The following is a 19,480-nucleotide window of genomic DNA, read 5'->3' as shown; positions in this document are numbered from 1 at the left end:
CCGCGCGTGCTGTTCTTTACCCCAGACCCGTCTTTACCCCAGACCCGGCCCCGGGAAAAGCAATGCGGCGGGAGTTTCTGTCCCGGCGGGTTAGACCGCCGCCACGGGGTGCAGGCCCCTGTAGCCCGGCGCATAGTCCATCGTCGGCCCCTCCGCCCGGATGCGCTCGCGCAGCCGCGAGGGCCTGAGCACGCCGTCCACTTCCACGACCTCGATCACGTTGACATCGACGACCTTGTTGTCGGCAAAGGCAGCCTTGCCCGCCGCCTCCAGCGCCGTCACCGCCTCGGCATGACGGGCGATGAAGGCATCCTGCAGGCTCTCGCCCCAGTTGCCGGCCGCATCCAGCCAGACGGAAATGCCGTCGGACAGTCGGTTGGCCGTCAGGACCTTGTCACTCATCGTCATGCTCCTTGCACGTCATGTTGCACGTCATGTTGGTTGTCCGGCAGGCCGGAACCGGAGGCCGCCGCCGGGTCCGCGCCTTGCCGCAGGCCGGCGCGCTGCGAGAGCGGCTCCGACCGTTCGAAATTTGCGCCCGCCACCGCGTCGCCGATGATCACCATCACCGGCCCGTCCAGATCGTCGCGCGCCTCCAGCCCCGGCAGTTCGCCGAGCGTTCCGTGCAGCAGCCGGCGGTTCGCCCGGCTGGCATTCTCCACCACAGCCACGGTCGTGTCGCGGTGCAGGCCGGCATCCATCAGCCGCGCGGCGACGGAGGCCGCCACCGTCCGCCCCATATAGACGGAGATCGTCGCGCCGGAAACCGCCAGCCGCGCCCAGTCGGGCAGCACGTCGCCGGCAAGGTCATGGCCGGTCGTGAAGATCAGCGACGACGCCACGCCGCGCAGCGTCAGCGGCAGCTCGAAATCGGCGGCCGCGGCGAAGGCGGAGGTGATGCCCGGCACGATCTCGTAGCCGATGCCCGCCTCCCGCAGCGCCGCCATTTCCTCGCCCGCCCGGCCATAGATCAGAGGATCGCCGGATTTCAGCCGCACGACACGCTTGCCCTCGCGGCCGAGACGCACCAGCAGCTGGTTGATCTCGGCCTGCGATTTCGAATGGCAGCCCTTGCGCTTGCCGACGGACAGCCGCTCGGCATCGCGCCGGCCCATGTCCACGATCGCCTGCGGCACCAGCGCGTCGTAGACGAGCACGTCCGCCTCCATCATCACCCGCTGCGCACGCAGCGTCAGCAGGTCCTCGGCGCCCGGCCCGGCCCCGACCAGATAGACGCGACCCTCGACCGCGCTGCCCGCTTTCAACAGCCGCGTCGCCTCGCGGCGCGCGGCCGAAACGTCGTTGGCGGCCACGTGCGCGGCCACACCGCCGGTGAAGAACCGCTTCCAGAACTGACGGCGCGGCGCACCGCGCGGAAGCAGCTTTTCCGCCGCGATCCGGTAGGATTGCGCAAGGCCGGCGAGGCTGCCGAGCGAGGGCTGCAGCAGCTGGTCGATCTGCGCGCGGATCATCTGCGCGAGAATGGGCCCCGCGCCCTCCGTGCCGATCGCCACGGCCACCGGCGCCCGGTTGACGAGCGCCGGCGTCAGGAAATCGCAATGGTCCGGCTGATCCACCGCATTGGCGGGGATGCGCGCCGCGCGCGCGGCGGCCACGATCCGGCGGTCGGCGGCCGGGTCGCCCGTCGCGGCGAACACAAGGACGGCCCCCTCGACCTGCCCCGCATCGAAGGCAACGGCAATGCGCTCGATGCGCTTCTCGGCCAGGAACAGCGCATAATCCGGCTCCGCATCCTCGGCATAGGCGACGATGCGCGCCTGCGTGTTGAGCAGCAGGCGAACCTTGGCATAGGCCTCGTCGCCATTGCCGAACACCGCCACGCATTTCTGCGCAACGCGAAAAAAAGCCGGGAATACGGTCAGTTGCTCGCTCATGACGATGGGGGATCTGTCCTTTATGGGTAGTACTGGTATCGCCCATCCTACCGCGAAATTGAAGAAACAGAAATCCGCCAGTCCCGGACGCGGCGTATTCTTTTCCTCAGCCAGCGAACAATCGGAGCAAATGTGTCCCGGCACCTCAAGGCGATGCATTGCACCCGGCCGGCCTTCCCCGTTAGAGTGGCGCGCCGACCACAGGGAACCGCGCCCGATGCCCACCGATCCGCCCGCACATCCACTTGCCGCCCGCCTTCTGTCCGTCATCGAAAGCGACATTCTGCCGCTCACGCAGAAGGGCGTGGCCGCCGGCAACAAGGTCTTCGGCGCGGCCATCCTGCGCAAGTCCGATCTGTCCCTCGTCGTCGCCGAAACCAACAACGAGACGGAAAATCCGCTCTGGCACGGCGAAGTCCACACGCTGAAGCGCTTTTACGAGCGCGGGGTCGCTCACGACACGAAGGAGCTGATCTTCCTCTCCACCCACGAGCCCTGCTCCATGTGCCTCTCGGCCATCACCTGGGCGGGCTTCGACAATTTCTACTATTTCTTCAGCCACGAGGACAGCCGCGACAGCTTCGCCATCCCGCACGACCTCGTCATTCTCAAGGAGGTGTTCCGGCTCGAACCCGGCGGCTATGCCCGACAGAACGCCTTCTGGCGCTCGGCCGCCATCGCCGACCTGATCGCCACCAGCGACGAGGCCGACCGCGCCGGCCTGAAAGCCCAGGACGCTCGCATCCGCCGCCGCTACCAGGAATTGTCCGACGCCTACCAGTCCGGCAAATCCGGCAACGCCATCCCCCTCGCCTGAGACGCGTCCCCTCCAGACAGAAGCCCGCCCCATGACCGAACCGATGCAGCCCGCGCGCGACATCACCAGGCTCCTCGACATCATGTCCGCCCTGCGCGCGCCCGACACCGGCTGCCCCTGGGACATCGTCCAGACCTTCGATAGCATCAAGCCCTATACGATCGAGGAGGCCTACGAGGTCGCCGACGCGATCGAGCGGAACGATATGGACGATCTCTGCGAGGAACTGGGCGATCTCCTGCTGCAGGTGGTCTTCCACGCGCGCATGGCGGAAGAGGCCGGCGCCTTCGACTTCGGCCATGTGGTGGAAGCCGTCACGACCAAGATGATCCGCCGCCACCCCCACGTCTTCGCCCGCTCGCAGGCCGATACGCCGGACGCGGTGAAGCTGCAGTGGGATGCGATCAAGCAGGCCGAAAAAGCCGAGCGCCGCGACCGCCGCCGCCGTCGCGGCCTCACCGACGATGCGGCCGGCTTCCTCGACGGCATCCAGCGCCACCAGCCGGCGCTCAGCGAAGCCCTGAAGCTGCAGCAGCGCGCCGCCAAGGTCGGCTTCGACTGGTCGGAACCCGAACCCATCCTCGACAAGATCGAGGAGGAAATCGGCGAACTGCGCGAGGCGCTCCGCAGCGGCGACCCGGCCAAAGTCACCGACGAACTCGGCGACCTTGTCTTCGCCATGGTCAACATCGGCCGCCACACCCGCACCGATCCCGAAATGGCCCTCCGCAGCACCAACACCAAATTCCGCCGCCGCTTCCACCACATCGAGACGGAACTTCACGCATCGGGCGAAACGCTGGAGGCGGCAACGCTGGACCGCATGGAAGCCCTCTGGCAGGACGCCAAGGCGATCGAGCGCGCGCTGGACGGAACGCGGTAAGTCAAGGAAAAACCCTCTCTGGCGTGCCTTCAAAACCGCACCCGCGAACAGCCCCTCATCCGGCTGCCGCCACCTTCTCCCCGCACGCGGGGCGAAGGAACCTCACGGCACCGCGTCCACCCCACATGAAAACACCGAGCAGGCCACGTCCCCTCGCCCCGCATGCGGGGAGAGGGCTAGGGTGAGGGGCAGCCGCAAGCGAGACGGTCCGCCACAGGCCGACGAAAGCATCACCCGCGAAACCAACCCTTCACTCCGTCTGCCCGCTCACCCCCGCCTGCTCGAACGTCGCCATGCCGGAATGGCACGCCGCGGCCGCCTTCACGATGCCGGCGGCGAGCGCTGCGCCGGTGCCCTCGCCGAGCCGCATGCCGAGCGCCAGCAGCGGGGTCTTGCCCAGCTGTTCGATGGCGGCCATGTGGCCGGGTTCGCCGGAGACGTGGCCGATCAGGCAGTGGTCGAGCGCGGCGGGATTGATGGCCCTGAGGATGGCGCCGGCGGCGGTGGCGACGTAGCCGTCGATGATCACCGGAATCTTCTGCATGCGGGCGGCGAGAATCGCGCCGGCCATCGCCGCCACTTCGCGCCCGCCCAGGCGCCGCAGCACCTCCAGCGGATCGGAGAGATGGTAGCCATGCAGCGTGACCGCCGCTTCCACGGCGGCGATCTTGCGCTCCAGCAGCGCCCCGTGCGAGCCCGTGCCCGGGCCCACCCAGTCGCGTGCCGAACCGCCATAGAGCGCGAGGTTGATCGCAGCGGCGATCGTCGTGTTGCCGATGCCCATCTCGCCGATGCAGAGCAGGTCGGTGCCGCCCGCCACCGCTTCCATGCCGAAGGCCATGGTCGCCGCGCAGTCGCGCTCCGTCAGGGCCGCTTCCTGCGTGATGTCGGCGGTGGGATAGTCGAGCGCGAGGTCGAACACCTTCAGGCCGAGATCGTGGCTCACGCAGATCTGGTTGATCGCGGCGCCGCCGGCCGCGAAATTCTCCACCATCTGCGCCGTGACCGATGGCGGATAGGGCGTGATGCCCTGTGCGGCGACGCCGTGATTGCCGGCAAAGATTGCGACCAGCGGGCGGGTGACGGCCGGGGCACGCCCCTGCCAGGCCGCCAGCCAGAAGGCGATCTCCTCCAGCCGGCCGAGCGCGCCTGCCGGCTTCGTCAGCTGCGCGTCGCGCGCACGCGCGGCCGCCAGCGCGCCGGAATCGGGTCCCGGCAACTGGCGCAGAAGCGCACGAAAATCGTCGAACGGAAGACCGCTGGCACTCATCTGGATTATCCCTTCATTTCGCCGTTCGCGCTGCCCGTCTCATCGTCGGGCGACGCGGCGACACGTCATCTTGTCTCGTGCCGTCTTGGAGGCAGTTCGGAAACCCGGTGGCGGAGAGCCGGCGAGGGATTCTCATGCTCCGGCAGAAGAGGATCGCAGCCGATATCCTGGGATATCGGCAAGATTCTCGACGCACCGGGGCACGAAAAGCACCGCAGGATCGACCCGTCCGGGTTTTCAAACAGTCTCTTAAAGCGCATGACGGTCTCCGGCAACGGCTTATGCCGGACCGCGGACACGGCCGGACGACCCGCCCCCGGACAAGGGACCACGACCATGACGAACCCTTTGAGCACCTTCCTCACCGACACGCTGCGCGCCGTCGCCTTTCTCAGCCGCCTGCGCGTGCCCGCGCGCGTTTTCGACGGCGACGACGGCCGCATGGGCCGCACGGTGCGCGCCTTCCCCGTGGCCGGCCTCCTCGTCAGCCTGCCGGCAAGCCTCGTCTTTTCGCTGTCGCTTGCCCTCGACGCCGATCCGCTGCTGGCCGCCCTCCTCGCTCTCACGGTGCAGACGGTTCTCACCGGTGCCCTGCACGAGGATGGGCTTGCGGATGCGGCCGACGGGCTCTTCGGCGGCCGCACGCGCGGCCATGCGCTCGAGATCATGAAGGACAGCCGCGTCGGCACCTATGGCGTCGTCGCGCTGGTGCTGACGCTGGCGCTCCGGGCGGTGGCCATCGCCGATCTCGCGGACCATCTCGCGCCCCTGGGCTGCGCGCTGGCGCTCATGGCCGTCGCCGCCCTCAGCCGGGCCGGCATGGTCTGGCACTGGTCGCAGCTGCCGCCAGCGCGCGAGACGGGCGTGGCCGCCGGTGCCGGCCAGCCGCAGCCCGCCGCCGTCACCACGGCGCTCGCCACCGGCGTCGTGCTCGCCGGTCTCCTCCTGCTGGTGGCCGGCGTTCCGCTCTTGGCCGCCCTCGTCGCCTTTGCCGCCGTCGCGGCCATGGTCGCGCTCTGGACGCGATCTGTGCGGGCGCGGATCTCGGGCCATACGGGCGACACAATCGGAGCCACACAACAGCTGGCGGAAACAGCCCTTCTCGTCGCCCTTGCGATCTTCGCCTGAGGTGCCGATATAACAACACATCACGCCCAGCCCGGACTTTTCATGGAATCACCCTGCACCTCCGTCTGCTCCATCGATGCCGCCACCGGCTACTGTCGCGGCTGCGGACGGACGGGCGACGAGATCGCGACCTGGACGCTCTTCAGCGACCGCGAGCGCCGCCACATCATGACCGGGCTGCACACGCGCCTGAACGCGCTCGACGCCAATGCACGGCTGGAGATGCGCAGCGTCCGCATCGACCGCCTGGCCCGGGAGCGCACGCGCACATGACCAGACTGACCGTCGCGCTCGGCATTCTCGCCCTCGGGCTCGTCCTTCTGTTCCTCAATCACGACAGCGGCCGCACGCTGGGGCTCGGCAATGACAGTTTCGCGAGCCTCGTCGGCATGACGGCGCTGCTCACCGTCTTTGCCGCCGGCATCTGGCGCAGCCGCACCCTGAGCGAGAGCGTGCGGCAGTTCGCCCTGTGGGTGCTGATCTTCCTCGCCGTCGTCACGGCCTATCTCTATCGCGGCGAGCTGGAATCCTACTGGGCCCGCCTCTCCGGCGGGCTTATGCCCGGCCGCGCCGCCGTCTTCACCGACAATGAGGGCTATCAGGAAGTCGTTCTCCACAAGGTCATGAACGGCCATTTCGAGGCGAACGTCGCCGTCAACGGCGCCAGCGTCCAGATGCTGGTCGATACCGGCGCCAGCACCATCGCCCTCTCCTATGCCGACGCGAAAAACCTCGGCCTCGACCCCGCCAGCCTCGCGTTTACCCAGCGCCTGATGACCGCCAACGGCGAAGCCCGCGGCGCCCCCGTCACCCTGTCGCAGGTCGCCATCGGCCCCATCACCCGCACCGACGTCCGCGCCACCGTCGCCGAAGACGGCAAGCTCGACCAGAGCCTGCTCGGCATGAGCTTCCTCTCCACGCTCGACATGATGCAGATGAAGACGGACGAGTTGCGGTTGAGGGATTGAGTGAGAATTAGGCGACGTCGATGATGCTGACCACCCGGGCGACGATATCGTCGACCGTCGCGGCATCCAGCGTATCGGTATAGCGAGCGGTCTTCTGTCTGACACGCTCCACGATATCCAGGCTTCGGACCTGATTGCACAGAGCCACGCCGTTCGTCGCATGTCCGGTGATATTGACGGCCATGCCGGCTTTTCGGGCAAAAGCCCCACCCGTTGTCACAGCCACCGTCATGCACATCCCCAAGGCGTTGATCTCGCGGGGCGAGATGACGACGCAGCGATGGTCGTCCTTCATCTCATGCCCGACGACGGGGTTCAGATCGACGACGAAGACGTCACCCCGTTTGGGAACGTTGCTTCGCACCATCAGAGCACTTCGTTCCCGACCGGGGCGCCGGTCTCCCACGCCGCTGCCTGCTTGTTCAGGGCCACCATCTCGTCGGCGCCTTCCAGAAGCTCGGCAAGCGTGTATCGCTTCCTCGTCTTCACCGGAGTCGCGACGAGCGCACCATTGTCGACGACCAGAGCCAGCTCCGTACCGACGTCCGCGCCCAGCATCTTCAGAAGCGCAGGCGGAATGCTGAAGACCGTGGCGCCGCCCTGACGACGGATTTTCGCTGTGTTGGACATCCGTTCACCCCCTGTAATGTGCTACATATATAGCACCCCGAGAAGGTCGGCAAGTCTGCCAGCCAGGCGATGGCGCCGCCCCTAATTCCGCAACCGATACCCCGTCCTGAAAATCCACACCAGCAGCCCCATCAGCACGGCCAGAAATCCGATGATGATGGCGAAGCTCAGGAGGGGGTTTACTTCCGAGATCTCGAAGAAAGACCAGCGGAAGCCGGAAATGAGGTAGAGCACCGGATTGGCGTGGCTGACGGCCTGCCAGAAGGGCGGCAGCATCGAGACGGAATAGAAGCTGCCGCCGAGGAAGACGAGCGGCGGAATGACCAGCATGGGGATAAGGTTCAGCTGCTCGAAATCCTTGGCCCAGATGCCGATGAGGAAGCCGAACAGCGAGAAGGTCACGGCGGTCAGCACGAAGAACACCAGCATGACGAAGGGATGGGCGATGGAGAGGTCCACGAACAGCGACGCGGTGGCAAGGATGATCAGCCCCACCAGCATCCCCTTCGTCGCCGCCGCCCCGACATAGCCGAGCACGATTTCGGTCATGGAGATCGGCGAGGACAGGATCTCGTAGATCGTGCCGGTGAACTTCGGGAAGTAGATGCCGAAGGAGCCATTGCCGATGCACTGCGTCAGCAGGGTCAGCATGATCAGCCCCGGCGTGATGAAGGCGCCGTAGGAGACGCCCTCGATTTCCTGGATGCGCGAGCCCACCGCCGCCCCGAAGACGATGAAATAGAGCGAGGTGGAAATGACGGGAGAGACCACGCTCTGCAGCAGCGTGCGCCGCGTGCGGGCCATCTCGAACAGGTAGATCGCCTTGACAGCTTCGACATTCATGCCCGCTTCTCCACCAGTTCCACGAAGATGTCCTCGAGCGTGCTCTGCCGCGTCGAGATGTCCTTGATCCGCAACCCCGCTTCCGCGATGGCGGCCAACAGCGTCGTGATGCCGGTTCGCCCGCCAGACGCGTCGTAGTCGTAGATCAGCCGCCCGCCGTCATCCTCAAGCTTCAGATGATAGGGCTCCAGCCCGCTCGGCAGCACCGTCACCGGCTCGGCCAGCTCGATGCGCAGCTGCTTGCGGCCAAGCGTCTTCATCAGCGCGCTCTTCTCCTCGATCAGCAGGATCTCGCCGCCATTGATCACGCCCACCCGGTCGGCGATCTCCTCGGCCTCCTCGATGTAGTGCGTCGTCAGGATGATGGTCACGCCGCCCTCGCGCAGCGTCTGAACCACCTTCCACATGTCCTTGCGAAGGTTGACATCCACGCCGGCCGTCGGCTCGTCGAGAAACAGGATGCGCGGCTCGTGGGAGAGCGCCTTGGCGATCAGAACCCGCCGCTTCATGCCGCCCGACAGCTCGCGCAGCATGTTGTCCTTCTTGTCCCACAGCGACAGGTCGCGCAGCACCTTCTCGATATGGGCCGGGTTGGCCTTCTTCCCGTGCAGCCCGCGCGAGAACGACACGGTGTTCCACACCGTCTCGAACTGGTCGGTCGTCAGCTCTTGCGGCACCAGCCCGATGATCGCCCGCGTCGCCCGGAAATCCTTTACCACATCGTGGCCGTTGACCTGCACCGTGCCGGAACTCGGATTGACGATGCCGCAGATGATGGAGATCAGCGTCGTCTTGCCCGCGCCGTTCGGCCCGAGCAGCGCCAGGATTTCCCCCTCTTCGATGTCGAGACTGACGCCCTTGAGCGCCTGGAACCCGGACCCGTAGATCTTGACGAGGTTGGAAACGGAGACGATGGGCGCCATGGCGATGATCCGGACTGCGGGGGACGGGATGCCTTATATGGCATCCCTGCGCCAAAAGTCATCCGGCGTCCGCGCATCGATCTCTCGCCGTCTGTCATCAATCCTTCGCCAGAATCGATCACGGTCGCCGGGCACTCGGGCCGGGCCTCGTCGCTCCGCTCTCGTGGTTTGCACCGATCGGCTGGCAGTCCCCTCCGCCCGGTTTCTTGGGGCCGGCTTCTGTCTGAAAACAGAAGGCCGGCCTTCTTTTTCGGCGCCCGCCGTCCGTGCCACCGTTCAGTCGCAATGCCGGTAGCCGGAGGCGCGTGAGCGCAGGTCGAAGTGGAAATGATCCTTGTGAAACGGATCGCTGCCCGGCCCGAGGACGGTGTTGAAATATTTGCAGCTGTCCTGCCGGACCGCTTTCAGCAGGCCCTTCTCCCGGAAGGCGAAGAAGCCGGGCTTGCGCACGTCGATCTCCTTGCCGTTCTTCAGCACGAACTTGCCCACGTCGATGGCGTTGCCATGCGCATGCTCCGACATGGCCGCGCCGCGCCGCGAGTTCATCGTCCGGCAGGAATAGCCGCCGAGCGGCTTGATGGTGCCGATGCCGCTGAGATAGCGATAGCGGGCCGATGGCGCGAGTTCGTTCTTCACCCACAGCGCGAAGGCTTCGGTCACCGCGCAGTTCAGCTTCACCGCCGGCTTGACGGCGATATCGCCGGAGAGACCCGACAGCTGGATCGGATGGTCGATGCCGCAGGACGGCCCGTTGGAAATGCGCGGCACGTCGGTAAAGCGCACGCCCAGCGCCGTCAGCCGCTTGCGGCAGGCGATCTCGGAGGCCGGCATCTGCCCGCTGGCATCCGGTTGGGACAGCGCATCGACCGGATTGCCGGCCCGCGGCAGAAAGGCCACCTGTTCCTCGCGCGCCTTGTCGCGCCGCTGCATCATCACCCGCTGTTCCTGCTCCAGAAACTGCGCCTTGCGCCGCGCCTCCATCTCCATCCGCTCGGGCGTCAGCGGCGGCAGGTCCGGATCGCTACCCGCCGTCGCGACCGATGCGGTGTCGTCCGGCACGGAAAGCGGGGCGGCCGCCATCTGGCGCGGGGGCACGGAAAGCACATGCACGCTGCTCGTGCCGATCCCGTCCACCAGCACCGGTCCCGAAGGCGCGCTCTGCGCCGCCGGACCCCCATGAATGTCGCGGCTCTGCTCCTCCGCCAGCCCCACCACGGGCGCGGCCGTCACCATGGCGTCGATGTCGATTCCGCTCGCGGGGATCGGCGACGTCCCCTCCGGCGACGAGGCCTCGCGCACGGGATAGCTCGCCACCCGCTCCTGCCGCGCCGCCGTCACGGGGCGCAGGCCGCTCATGCGCTCGGGCGGCTCCAGCACATCCGTGGAGCACGCCGCCAGCGCCAGCATCAGACCGAGCGAGGCGAACGGCCGGCGGAGAAGACGTCGGGAAGATTCTGGAAGGTTCGCCATGCCGGATATCGCCTTTCGAACGGAGCCGGTTTCCCGGAAAAGCCCCGGCGCGCCGGGCAGGACCAGATAGGAGCGCTCGGGCGCTCTCGATCCGCCGCAGCATCCCGGACCGATCTCGGCGCGGGCAACGCTGCAGGCGCAAACACTGCCGCCGCTCTTCGGTCATTTCCGGGCACGCGGCGCATGCGCGGGCCGATCGCGCGATTCTAGGTCATCATGGTAAATGAAGGGTTACGCGCTTGCCGTATCGGACCACCCGCCGCCGTTTACTCCGGCCCGCAAACCCGCTATCGTGAGCCCATCGGCGGGCCTTCGCGCAGCGCCGGCCCGGCACCTGATCCGGGCAGCGGACATCCCCATCCCGAGGGGGCTCGGGACGGAGCAGCAGGAGACGGCAAGGCAGGGCGGCGGCGCGACGGAGCGCGCGCGGTTCCATGCCCGCATGGGAACGATCCGGCCGACGCGGGATCGTTCCGGGGACTGCATCTGGGACGACAAAGCACTGAGAGACGACGCCTGTCGGGGACCGCGCGGTCACCGGACATGCGGCCTGCGGGAGGAGAGGGCCGGCCATGGACCACATGCAGCAGATCACAGCCACCGTCGCGGCCGACGCCCTTGCCGGCCCCGATGCGCTGACGGCCATGGCCGTCGCCGTCGTCGCCGACCGCGACGAGTGGAACGTCGTCATCATCGAGAACGGCATCGAGCGCCGCCAGTCCTTCGTCCAGCACGACTGGGCCCTCAGCTACGCCCGCGGCCAACGCCTCCGCCTCGGGCTCCCCACCCTCCCCGACCCGTCATCCGGAACCGCCTGAGGCCGCGCGCGCCACGGTCCGCCTTCCCGGTCGAAAAAGGAAAATCCCTCTCTGGCCTGCCGGCCATCTCCCCCACAAGGGGGGAGAAAACGTGTGGCGCGACCTTCGCGACAATCTTGAACGCTTGTTTAAAACGAGCGGTCCGCCCCGAGTCTTCTCCCCCCTTGTGGGGGAGATGCCCGGCAGGGCCGAGAGGGCCTTTCTTCTTCAATCCCAAAAACAGAGCGCAGAGACCGCCCCTCATCCCGCTGCTGCGACCGTCTCCCCGCACGCGGGGCGAAGGGACCCGTGGCACCGAACTGCCGCAATCGAAAACGCCAGGCAGGGCACGTCCCCTCGCCCCGCAAGCGGGGAGAGGGCTAGGGTGAGGGGCAAACCCCACCCGCAGAGCGTCCCAAGCATCCTCATCCCGCGCACCACCGCGCAACGACAGCGCGCGAATCCCCGGACGCGGTGTGCAAAGACCACCCTCATCTCACACCAAAACCATCGCCACTTTCCAACATCAGGGGATGACGAACGCCCGCAACCGCGATACGCACGGGACCATGCAAACCCGTCCGTGGCACGCCCCCGGACTGCCCCAGTCCCGGCGCACACATGCCGAAGCAGACGGAGAGAGCCATGGCGACGCCGAGCGGCGAACTGACCTTGCGGACCCTGGCCATGCCGGCCGATGCCAATGCGGCCGGCGATATCTTCGGCGGCTGGGTCATGGCGCAGATGGATCTGTCCTGCGGCATCCGCGCCGCCGAGCGCGCCCGCGGCCGCGTCGTCACCGCGGCGGTGCGCGAAATGGCCTTCGCTCTGCCGGTCAAGATCGGCGACACGCTCTGCGTCTACACCGACATCGCCGCCGTCGGCCGCACCTCGATCACGCTCAAGGTCGAAGTCTGGGCCCAGCGCTACCTCGCCGACCGCATGGAAAAGGTCACCGACGCCACCTTCGTCATGGTCGCCCTCGACGCCGAAGGCCACCCCACCCCCGTCCCCGCCGAACGCTGACGCCCGAATCCCCCTCAGCCCCGCCGCCCCATCACCACCACCGATCCCGCCAAGGCCCCGATCCTCATCACCCCCGGCTTACGACGGACGGCTCACGACCTGAGACCAACCGCCTGCCGCCCTTTCACGACCACCGGCTCCGCCGGGGACCCGATCCTCATCACCACGGCTCGCGGCTTCCGGCTGACGACATACGGCCCACGGCCCACCGTTTACGGCCCCGTCGCCTACGGCTTACAGCGCATGCCCCACCGCTCACGGCTTACGGCTCACGGCTCACGGCTCACGGCTCACGGCTCACGGCTCACGGCTCACGGCTCACGGCCCTGAAACCAAACCACAACCGCCCGTCAACTGCCGACTGCCGACTGCCAACTCCCGACCGCCACCCCCCAACGCAAAAAGGGCGCCGCTCCCGCAACGCCCTTCCCGCCCAAGCTCTCGGCTGCCCCGGCTTTCGCCCGCCTCAGGCCGCCCGCCGCACCGATCGCTCCCCGGCGCCGCCCAGGCGGAACGTCTGCAGCAGATCCTTCAGCGTCCGGCTTTCCTGCGCCAACGTCTGGCTCGCCGCGGTGGTTTCCTCCACCATGGCCGCGTTCTGCTGGGTCATCTGGTCCATGCTGTTGACGGCGACATTGACCTCCTGCAGGCCGGTCGCCTGCTCGCGGGCGGCGGTGGCGATGGAGGCGACGTGGTCGTTGACGCGGTTAACAAGGGTTTCGATCTCCATCAACGCGTCGCCGGTCGAGCGGACGAGGGCGACGCCGCTTTCCACCTCGCCGGTCGAGCTGCGGATCAGCTCCTTGATCTCCTTGGCCGCCTGCGCGGAGCGCTGGGCCAGTTCGCGCACCTCCTGCGCCACGACGGCGAAGCCGCGGCCCGCCTCGCCGGCCCGCGCCGCCTCGACGCCGGCGTTGAGAGCGAGCAGGTTGGTCTGGAAGGCGATCTCGTCGATCACGCCGATGATCTGGCCGATGCGCGCCGAGGAGCCCTCGATCCGGCTCATGGCCGCGATGGCGCTGCGCACGATCTCGCCGGATTTCGCCGCGCTCGATTTGGTTTCCGCCACCATGTTGCGCGCCTCGCCGGCCCGCTCGGAGGCGTTGCGCACCGTGGAGGTGATCTGGTCGAGCGCCGCGGCCGTTTCCTCCAGCGCCGCCGCCTGCTGCTCCGTGCGCCGCGACAGGTTGCCGGCCGCCTCGGAAATGTCGCCGGCATTCTCGTGCACGACGTCGGTGGACTGCGCGATGGACCGCACGGCACCCGCCAGCGCGGCGACCGCCTGGTTGAAGTCGTCGCGCAGCTTGGCATATTCCGGCGAGATATGGTCGATATGCGCCGTCAGGTCGCCGCGCGCCAGCGCTTCCAGCGCCGTGCCGATGGTGGCCATGGCGTCGGCCTGCGCCTCGGCATGGCGCTGGGTGCGCGCCTCGTTGCTGCGGCGCTCGGTTTCGATCTCGCCTTGCTGCGCCGCCTCGCGGCCGCGCAGGGCGATCCGCTCGGACACGCTGTCGCGCAGCACGCCCAGCGCGCTCGCCATCTGGCCGATCTCGTCGCCGCGGTCCGTCTCCGGCACCGGCGACGAGACGTCCTCGCGCGAGATCGCCAGCATGGAGGCCTTCAGCCGCTCCACCGGGCGGACCACGCTGCGCACGACGGCGAGCGCGACGCCGAGGATCAGGAGACCGGCCACGGCCGAGATTGCGGACAGCTGCAGCAGACCCTGCCGGAACATCGCCGCGAGATCGTCGGCATAGACGCCGGTGCCGACCACCCAGCCCCAGGGCTTGAAGCCGATGACGTAGGAATATTTCAGCACCGGCGCGTCGATGCCGGGCTTCGGCCAGTAGTAGTCCACCGCGCCCTGCCCCGAGGCCTTCACCACCTTGACGAATTCCACGAACAGGTGCTTGCCGTTCGGATCGACATTGCCGCTCTGGTCCTTGCCGTTCAGCTCCGGCTTGATCGGATGCATGACCATCCGCGCGTCCATGTCGTTGATCCAGAGATAGCCGGAGTTCTGGAACCGCATCGCCTTGACCGCGTCGATCGCGGCCGCCTGCGCCGCCGCCTGCGTCATCGTGCCGGCCGTCTCCAGGCCGTTGTAATAGGTGAAGATGCCGATGGCGCTCTGGTCCATCGCCGCCAGCATGGCCTTGCGCTCGTCCACCAGCCGGTCATGCGCCTGAAACAGCGAGAACGTCATCGCCCCCGCCATGATCAGCAGCGCCATGGCAACCAGCCCGTAGAGCCGCGTGGAAATTCGAAAATGCTTCATGGTCCCCAGTCCCCCAACGTGTCAGACGCAAAAGATGCTCACCAAAACCTTTCTAATGTATGATGACACGCCCCAAAGTTGCACGCAGGACGCGCGGCGCGCCGTCGGAAACGCTCCTGACGACAGGCGTACACGATGTGTTCTTCTCCTCTTCCCTTTCGGCCAGACTCTCTCCATATTTCCGGCATGGCCAGATCCCCGAAGAAAACAGCTGCTTCCCCGCGTGAGACATCCGGGTTCGAGGAAGCCCCGCAGGCGCCGTTCGAAGGCGCCCCCATATCCGGTTCGGTCTCCGACTGGGTGAAACAGCTCGAAGCGGAGGCCGAGGCGACCTCCCACGAGACCCGCCGCGACGTCGCCTCGAAGGCCGGCAAGCACCGCAAGCAGGTCGAGATCGCCGCCGCGAAGGCGAAGGCGAAGCCGGTCGAGCCCGCTATCAAGACGTCGAAGTCCGCGCGCGGCACCTCCATGGGCGGCGCCAGCGATCCGAAGAGCCGCGCCGCCGCCGGCCTGCCCGCCGTCTCCGGCATGGATATCTCGCTGGAGGACTCCGCCACGCTCGCCCCCGGCGCCGTCACCGCCACGGTGGATGCGCTGGCGAGCCTGATCGAGAGCGGCAATCCGCTGTTCAAGGACGGCAAGATGTGGACGCCGCACCGGCCGGCCCGCCCGTCGAAGTCCGAAGGCGGCATCAGCATCGAGATGGTCAGCGAATACCAGCCGGCCGGCGACCAGCCGACCGCCATCAAGGATCTTGTGGAAGGCCTCAACAGCGGCGAGCGCAGCCAGGTCCTGCTCGGCGTCACCGGTTCCGGCAAGACCTTCACCATGGCCAAGGTGATCGAGGCGACGCAGCGCCCCGCCGTCATCCTCGCGCCCAACAAGACGCTGGCGGCGCAGCTCTATTCCGAGTTCAAGAACTTCTTCCCCAACAATGCGGTGGAGTATTTCGTCTCCTATTACGACTACTACCAGCCGGAAGCCTATGTGCCGCGCTCGGATACCTTCATCGAGAAGGAAAGCTCGATCAACGAGCAGATCGACCGCATGCGCCACTCCGCCACCCGCTCGCTGCTCGAGCGCGACGACGTCATCATCGTCGCCTCGGTCTCCTGCATCTACGGTATCGGCTCGGTGGAAACCTATACGGCCATGGCGTTCCAGATGTCGGTCGGCGACCGGCTCGACCAGCGCCAGCTGCTGGCCGACCTCGTCGCCCAGCAGTACAAGCGCCGCGACATGGATTTCCAGCGCGGCAGTTTCCGGGTGCGGGGCGATACGATCGAGCTGTTCCCCGCCCACCTGGAAGACGCGGCCTGGCGCATCTCCATGTTCGGCGACGAGATCGACGCCATCACCGAGTTCGACCCGCTGACCGGCACCAAGACCGGCGACCTCCGGTCGGTCAAGATCTACGCCAACAGCCACTACGTCACCCCGCGCCCGACGCTGAACGCCGCCATCAAGTCGATCAAGGAGGAGCTGAAGCTGCGCCTGGCCGAGCTGGAAAAGGCCGGCCGCCTGCTGGAAGCCCAGCGGCTGGAGCAGCGCACGCGCTACGACATCGAGATGCTGGAGGCCACCGGCTCCTGTGCCGGCATCGAGAACTATTCGCGCTATCTCACCGGCCGCCGCCCCGGCGAGCCGCCGCCGACTTTGTTCGAATACATCCCCGACAACGCCCTCCTCTTCATCGACGAAAGCCACGTCTCCGTCAGCCAGATCGGCGGCATGTACCGGGGCGACTTCAGACGAAAGGCAACCCTGGCCGAATACGGCTTCCGCCTGCCCTCCTGCATGGACAACCGGCCGCTGCGCTTCGAGGAATGGGACGCCATGCGCCCCAACACCATCGCCGTCTCCGCCACGCCGGGCGCCTGGGAGATGGACCAGTCCGGCGGCGTCTTCGCCGAGCAGGTCATCCGCCCCACGGGCCTCATCGATCCCCCGGTCGAGGTCCGCCCGGCCAAGAGCCAGGTGGACGACGTGCTGGGCGAGATCCGCGACACCGCCGCCAGGGGCTATCGCACGCTCTGCACCGTGCTGACCAAGCGCATGGCCGAGGATCTCACCGAATATCTGCACGAGCAGGGCATCCGCGTCCGCTACATGCACTCCGACATCGACACGCTGGAGCGCATCGAGATCATCCGCGACCTGCGGCTCGGCGCCTTCGACGTGCTGGTCGGCATCAACCTGCTGCGCGAGGGTCTCGACATTCCCGAATGCGGCTTCGTCGCCATCCTCGATGCCGACAAGGAAGGGTTCCTCCGCTCGGAAACCTCCCTCGTCCAGACCATCGGCCGCGCGGCGCGCAATGTCGACGGCAAGGTCGTGCTCTATGCCGACAAGGTCACCGGCTCCATGCAGCGCGCGATGGACGAGACCTCCCGCCGCCGCGAGAAGCAGATGGCCTATAACGAGGCCCACGGCATCACCCCGGAATCGGTAAAGGCGAAGATCTCCGACATTCTCGACTCGGTCTACGAGCGCGACCATGTCCGCGCCGACATCGCCGGCGCCTCGGGCAAGGGCTTTGCCAGCGGCGGCCACATGGTCGGCAACAACCTCGCCGCCCATCTCGAAGCGCTCGAAAAACAGATGCGCAACGCCGCCACCGACCTCGACTTCGAAACCGCCGCCCGCCTGCGCGACGAAATCAAGCGCCTCAAGGCCAGCGAGCTGGCCACGATGGACGACCCGATGGCCCGGCAAGAGGCGAGGAGCGCCGAAGGCGCGACCGGGAAGGCCGGAAACCCGGCGAAGGCTCAGGAAGGCTTCGTCAGCAAGGCCGACCAGAAGACTGCCAAGGCAAGAGACGCGGCAAAAGGGCAGGAAGTCGCCACCGGTAAATCCAAAACCGCGCGAAATGCAGATACGACCGCCGACGAGGACGCAGACAGCGCCACGGGCGCCCTCCCTTCTCCCCGCACGCGGGGAGAAGGTGCCCAAAGGGCGGATGAGGGGCAGCCCCAACCCGCACCCTCCCTCTTCCGCCAGAACAGCCTCGACAATATGGGCCCCGGCACCGACACCGAACGCCCCCTCTTCCGCCGCAACGACCTCGACGAAATGACCGTCGGCCGCACCGAAAAACCCGTCCCCGGCGCCCTCCCGGTCAAACCCGACGCCGCCAAGGCCACGAAACGCTTCTCCCCGCTGACCGAAGGCCAGCCGGAACGCGCCACCGACGACCCCCGCCCGCTGGTGCGGGCGAAGGCCGGCGTCGGCAGCTATGAGGATGCGGGGGATGTGAAGCGGCAGAAGGGCCGGACGAAGGGGAAGACCGGGCGGCCGGGAAAGTAATCAAAAAACTTGAGTCTCTTAATTTTTGTAGAAATTTGTTAATCCGACAAATAAATAGAGATTAAATTTTTATTTTATAGGATCAGGAAACTTTCCATTTAAAACCTGCTTGACGACATCCGAGAATGTATTTGTATCAAGGAAATAATTGGGGTACGCGCGCTTCAACGCATTAATGTTTTCAACGGAAACAAGAACGACTTGAGTAGCAGAATTTTCCACAATTTCACTTTCAAGTTTTGTATAGTCTCTGTTTGCCTTCTCTGATTCTTTAGCTTTATATCGACGGACTGTGATTTTGGCAGCATCGGGATCCAAGATAAGCAAGAAATATTTAGCGTCTTTTGCGGCTCCGACAGCTTGGATAGTGGTGTTATACACCATTAACATTTCGCCCACATGCAGAGAGTCAGAAAGGATCTTGATTTCATTGATCAAATTTTGCTTATCAAGCGGTGTATTTGGTATCGGATTACATTTCTCAATTGCAGCGATGGCCGAACCCATTAGTGCGAAAAATCGCAGCCAGTCTTCATCACCCTGATTTGATTTGAGCGCTTGCTTTGTGAAAATTCCAACTGCTTCGACGGCAGTGGCCCAAGCATGCTGCAGACGAGTCCTAACCTGAACCTCAATTTTTAGGCCATCGTAGGAAGTATTCTCTCTTGGCCCCTTGTAATCAAACACGAGATGGTGAGATCTATAACCATCCGCCTTAGGCCGGATCGACATTCATCGCAGCCAGATCATTGCTGCGGCGAGGCAGATGAAGCCTTCGAAGTGAATGGTTCTGCGGTCATAGCGGGTGGCGAAGCGGCGGAAGTGTTTCATTCGGTTGAAGCACCGCTCGATGCGATTGCGATGGATGTAGGCGACGTCATCGTGCGGAATGATGATCTTTCGCGAGCGGTTTGACGGGATCACCGCCTCGGCTCCCATGCCAGCGATCGCTTCACGCAAGGCATTGCTATCATAGGCTTTGTCCGCCAGAACGGCATCGCCCGTCTGTCCTTCCAGAAGCGCCGGAGCCTGGGTGATGTCGCCGATCTGGCCTGCCGTCACGATGAACCGCAGCGGCCGGCCCAGTGCATCGGCCAGCATGTGGATCTTGGTGGTCAGTCCGCCTCGGGAACGCCCCAGCGCCTGATCCTTGGCCCCCCTTTTCCCGTTGCGGCCTGCTGATGGGCACGAACGATCGTACTATCGATCATCAGATACCGGTTGTCGCGATCGGCCGTCAGCGTCT

Annotated in this window: 18 protein-coding genes and 1 pseudogene; 8 read left to right on the top strand and 11 right to left on the bottom strand. The window is 66.1% G+C overall.

Translation table 11 applies throughout. The features are described 5' to 3' along the window. Window positions 1-90 precede the first annotated feature (90 nt). Window positions 91-402, bottom strand: a complete 312-nt coding sequence (locus LRX75_RS14655) for a DUF2849 domain-containing protein (RefSeq protein WP_113148533.1) — start codon at window positions 400-402, stop codon at window positions 91-93. A gap of 2 nt (window positions 403-404) precedes the next feature. Then, a complete protein-coding gene (gene cysG / locus LRX75_RS14650; protein WP_231815518.1) occupies window positions 405-1,895 on the bottom strand; it encodes a siroheme synthase CysG in 1,491 nt (496 codons plus the stop codon). 217 nt (window positions 1,896-2,112) lie between these two features. Here cysG and LRX75_RS14645 point away from each other — a divergent pair, with 217 nt between their 5' ends. Next, window positions 2,113-2,712 (top strand): nucleoside deaminase, encoded by a 600-nt coding sequence (locus tag LRX75_RS14645; protein ID WP_231815517.1) that lies wholly within the window; start codon window positions 2,113-2,115, stop codon window positions 2,710-2,712. A gap of 43 nt (window positions 2,713-2,755) precedes the next feature. Further along, entirely contained in the window at window positions 2,756-3,595 is an 840-nt protein-coding gene (mazG, locus tag LRX75_RS14640) for a nucleoside triphosphate pyrophosphohydrolase (RefSeq protein WP_231815685.1), read from the top strand. 250 nt (window positions 3,596-3,845) lie between these two features. On the opposite strand, the gene cobT is transcribed toward mazG, so the two are convergent. Next, window positions 3,846-4,865, bottom strand: coding sequence for a nicotinate-nucleotide--dimethylbenzimidazole phosphoribosyltransferase (cobT, locus tag LRX75_RS14635; protein WP_231815516.1), 1,020 nt, complete (start codon window positions 4,863-4,865; stop codon window positions 3,846-3,848). Window positions 4,866-5,201: 336 nt separating this feature from the next. On the opposite strand from cobT, the gene LRX75_RS14630 reads away from it, so the two are divergent. From LRX75_RS14630 to LRX75_RS14620, 3 genes are read left to right on the top strand one after another with little or no spacing between them, the layout of a single operon-like run. Further along, on the top strand, window positions 5,202-5,993 hold the full coding sequence (locus LRX75_RS14630) for an adenosylcobinamide-GDP ribazoletransferase (protein WP_231815515.1): 792 nt from the start codon (window positions 5,202-5,204) through the stop codon (window positions 5,991-5,993). Window positions 5,994-6,035: 42 nt separating this feature from the next. Further along, complete coding sequence (locus tag LRX75_RS14625; RefSeq protein WP_231815514.1) at window positions 6,036-6,266, top strand: DUF1289 domain-containing protein; 231 nt, start codon at window positions 6,036-6,038, stop codon at window positions 6,264-6,266. Next, the gene (locus LRX75_RS14620) at window positions 6,263-6,961 is read left to right on the top strand and encodes a retropepsin-like aspartic protease family protein (RefSeq protein ID WP_231815513.1); all 699 of its coding nucleotides are present in this window, start codon (window positions 6,263-6,265) and stop codon (window positions 6,959-6,961) included. The genes LRX75_RS14625 and LRX75_RS14620 overlap by 4 nt, the downstream gene beginning before the upstream one ends. Before the next feature lie 7 nt (window positions 6,962-6,968). On the opposite strand, the gene mazF is transcribed toward LRX75_RS14620, so the two are convergent. The 5 genes from mazF to LRX75_RS14595 all read right to left on the bottom strand — a co-directional run bounded on the left by mazF (window position 6,969) and on the right by LRX75_RS14595 (window position 10,827). After that, entirely contained in the window at window positions 6,969-7,328 is a 360-nt protein-coding gene (gene mazF / locus LRX75_RS14615) for a type II toxin-antitoxin system toxin MazF (RefSeq protein WP_231815512.1), read from the bottom strand. Next, window positions 7,328-7,591, bottom strand: coding sequence for a type II toxin-antitoxin system antitoxin MazE (gene mazE / locus LRX75_RS14610; RefSeq protein WP_231815510.1), 264 nt, complete (start codon window positions 7,589-7,591; stop codon window positions 7,328-7,330). Before mazE ends, mazF begins: the two co-directional genes overlap by 1 nt. A gap of 81 nt (window positions 7,592-7,672) precedes the next feature. Further along, window positions 7,673-8,434 (bottom strand): ABC transporter permease, encoded by a 762-nt coding sequence (locus tag LRX75_RS14605; RefSeq protein WP_231815508.1) that lies wholly within the window; start codon window positions 8,432-8,434, stop codon window positions 7,673-7,675. After that, complete coding sequence (locus LRX75_RS14600) at window positions 8,431-9,357, bottom strand: ABC transporter ATP-binding protein (RefSeq protein ID WP_231815506.1); 927 nt, start codon at window positions 9,355-9,357, stop codon at window positions 8,431-8,433. Before LRX75_RS14600 ends, LRX75_RS14605 begins: the two co-directional genes overlap by 4 nt. 276 nt (window positions 9,358-9,633) lie before the next feature. Next, on the bottom strand, window positions 9,634-10,827 hold the full coding sequence (locus LRX75_RS14595) for an extensin-like domain-containing protein (protein ID WP_231815504.1): 1,194 nt from the start codon (window positions 10,825-10,827) through the stop codon (window positions 9,634-9,636). A gap of 572 nt (window positions 10,828-11,399) precedes the next feature. Here LRX75_RS14595 and LRX75_RS14590 point away from each other — a divergent pair. Continuing rightward, window positions 11,400-11,645: a hypothetical protein gene (locus LRX75_RS14590; protein ID WP_231815502.1), complete on the top strand. Its 246-nt coding sequence runs from the start codon at window positions 11,400-11,402 to the stop codon at window positions 11,643-11,645. 624 nt (window positions 11,646-12,269) lie between these two features. Continuing rightward, window positions 12,270-12,650 (top strand): acyl-CoA thioesterase, encoded by a 381-nt coding sequence (locus LRX75_RS14585; protein WP_231815500.1) that lies wholly within the window; start codon window positions 12,270-12,272, stop codon window positions 12,648-12,650. A gap of 466 nt (window positions 12,651-13,116) precedes the next feature. On the opposite strand, the gene LRX75_RS14580 is transcribed toward LRX75_RS14585, so the two are convergent. Next, the gene (locus LRX75_RS14580; RefSeq protein ID WP_231815498.1) at window positions 13,117-14,928 is read right to left on the bottom strand and encodes a methyl-accepting chemotaxis protein; all 1,812 of its coding nucleotides are present in this window, start codon (window positions 14,926-14,928) and stop codon (window positions 13,117-13,119) included. Between the two features lie 186 nt (window positions 14,929-15,114). On the opposite strand from LRX75_RS14580, the gene uvrB reads away from it, so the two are divergent. Next, window positions 15,115-18,234: an excinuclease ABC subunit UvrB gene (gene uvrB, locus LRX75_RS14575; protein ID WP_231815496.1), complete on the top strand. Its 3,120-nt coding sequence runs from the start codon at window positions 15,115-15,117 to the stop codon at window positions 18,232-18,234. A gap of 69 nt (window positions 18,235-18,303) precedes the next feature. Here uvrB and LRX75_RS14570 read toward each other — a convergent pair whose 3' ends face one another. Both LRX75_RS14570 and LRX75_RS14565 read right to left on the bottom strand, forming a co-directional pair. After that, window positions 18,304-18,921: a nucleotidyltransferase family protein gene (locus LRX75_RS14570; protein WP_231815494.1), complete on the bottom strand. Its 618-nt coding sequence runs from the start codon at window positions 18,919-18,921 to the stop codon at window positions 18,304-18,306. A 45-nt stretch (window positions 18,922-18,966) separates the two neighbouring features. Next, a pseudogene (locus tag LRX75_RS14565) lies at window positions 18,967-19,480 on the bottom strand (IS5 family transposase); the annotation flags it as partial.

The organism is Rhizobium quercicola, assembly GCF_021168455.1.
Lineage (GTDB): Bacteria > Pseudomonadota > Alphaproteobacteria > Rhizobiales > Rhizobiaceae > Ferranicluibacter > Ferranicluibacter quercicola.
The sequence above is the reverse complement of the archived record's forward strand: the minus strand, read 5'-3'. Positions and strand labels throughout refer to the sequence as shown.

What these genes read in the sequence shown, in the direction of transcription:
- LRX75_RS14580 (WP_231815498.1), bottom strand. Translation starts at nt 14,928, where the DNA reads ATGAAGCATTTTCGAATTTCCACGCGGCTCTACGGGCTGGTTGCCATG.
- mazF (WP_231815512.1), bottom strand. Translation starts at nt 7,328, where the DNA reads ATGGTGCGAAGCAACGTTCCCAAACGGGGTGACGTCTTCGTCGTCGAT.
- LRX75_RS14590 (WP_231815502.1), top strand. Translation starts at nt 11,400, where the DNA reads ATGGACCACATGCAGCAGATCACAGCCACCGTCGCGGCCGACGCCCTT.
- mazG (WP_231815685.1), top strand. Translation starts at nt 2,756, where the DNA reads ATGCAGCCCGCGCGCGACATCACCAGGCTCCTCGACATCATGTCCGCC.
- LRX75_RS14585 (WP_231815500.1), top strand. Translation starts at nt 12,270, where the DNA reads ATGGCGACGCCGAGCGGCGAACTGACCTTGCGGACCCTGGCCATGCCG.
- uvrB (WP_231815496.1), top strand. Translation starts at nt 15,115, where the DNA reads ATGGCCAGATCCCCGAAGAAAACAGCTGCTTCCCCGCGTGAGACATCC.
- cysG (WP_231815518.1), bottom strand. Translation starts at nt 1,895, where the DNA reads ATGAGCGAGCAACTGACCGTATTCCCGGCTTTTTTTCGCGTTGCGCAG.
- LRX75_RS14655 (WP_113148533.1), bottom strand. Translation starts at nt 402, where the DNA reads ATGAGTGACAAGGTCCTGACGGCCAACCGACTGTCCGACGGCATTTCC.
- LRX75_RS14600 (WP_231815506.1), bottom strand. Translation starts at nt 9,357, where the DNA reads ATGGCGCCCATCGTCTCCGTTTCCAACCTCGTCAAGATCTACGGGTCC.
- LRX75_RS14630 (WP_231815515.1), top strand. Translation starts at nt 5,202, where the DNA reads ATGACGAACCCTTTGAGCACCTTCCTCACCGACACGCTGCGCGCCGTC.
- LRX75_RS14625 (WP_231815514.1), top strand. Translation starts at nt 6,036, where the DNA reads ATGGAATCACCCTGCACCTCCGTCTGCTCCATCGATGCCGCCACCGGC.
- LRX75_RS14595 (WP_231815504.1), bottom strand. Translation starts at nt 10,827, where the DNA reads ATGGCGAACCTTCCAGAATCTTCCCGACGTCTTCTCCGCCGGCCGTTC.
- mazE (WP_231815510.1), bottom strand. Translation starts at nt 7,591, where the DNA reads ATGTCCAACACAGCGAAAATCCGTCGTCAGGGCGGCGCCACGGTCTTC.
- LRX75_RS14645 (WP_231815517.1), top strand. Translation starts at nt 2,113, where the DNA reads ATGCCCACCGATCCGCCCGCACATCCACTTGCCGCCCGCCTTCTGTCC.
- LRX75_RS14605 (WP_231815508.1), bottom strand. Translation starts at nt 8,434, where the DNA reads ATGAATGTCGAAGCTGTCAAGGCGATCTACCTGTTCGAGATGGCCCGC.
- cobT (WP_231815516.1), bottom strand. Translation starts at nt 4,865, where the DNA reads ATGAGTGCCAGCGGTCTTCCGTTCGACGATTTTCGTGCGCTTCTGCGC.
- LRX75_RS14620 (WP_231815513.1), top strand. Translation starts at nt 6,263, where the DNA reads ATGACCAGACTGACCGTCGCGCTCGGCATTCTCGCCCTCGGGCTCGTC.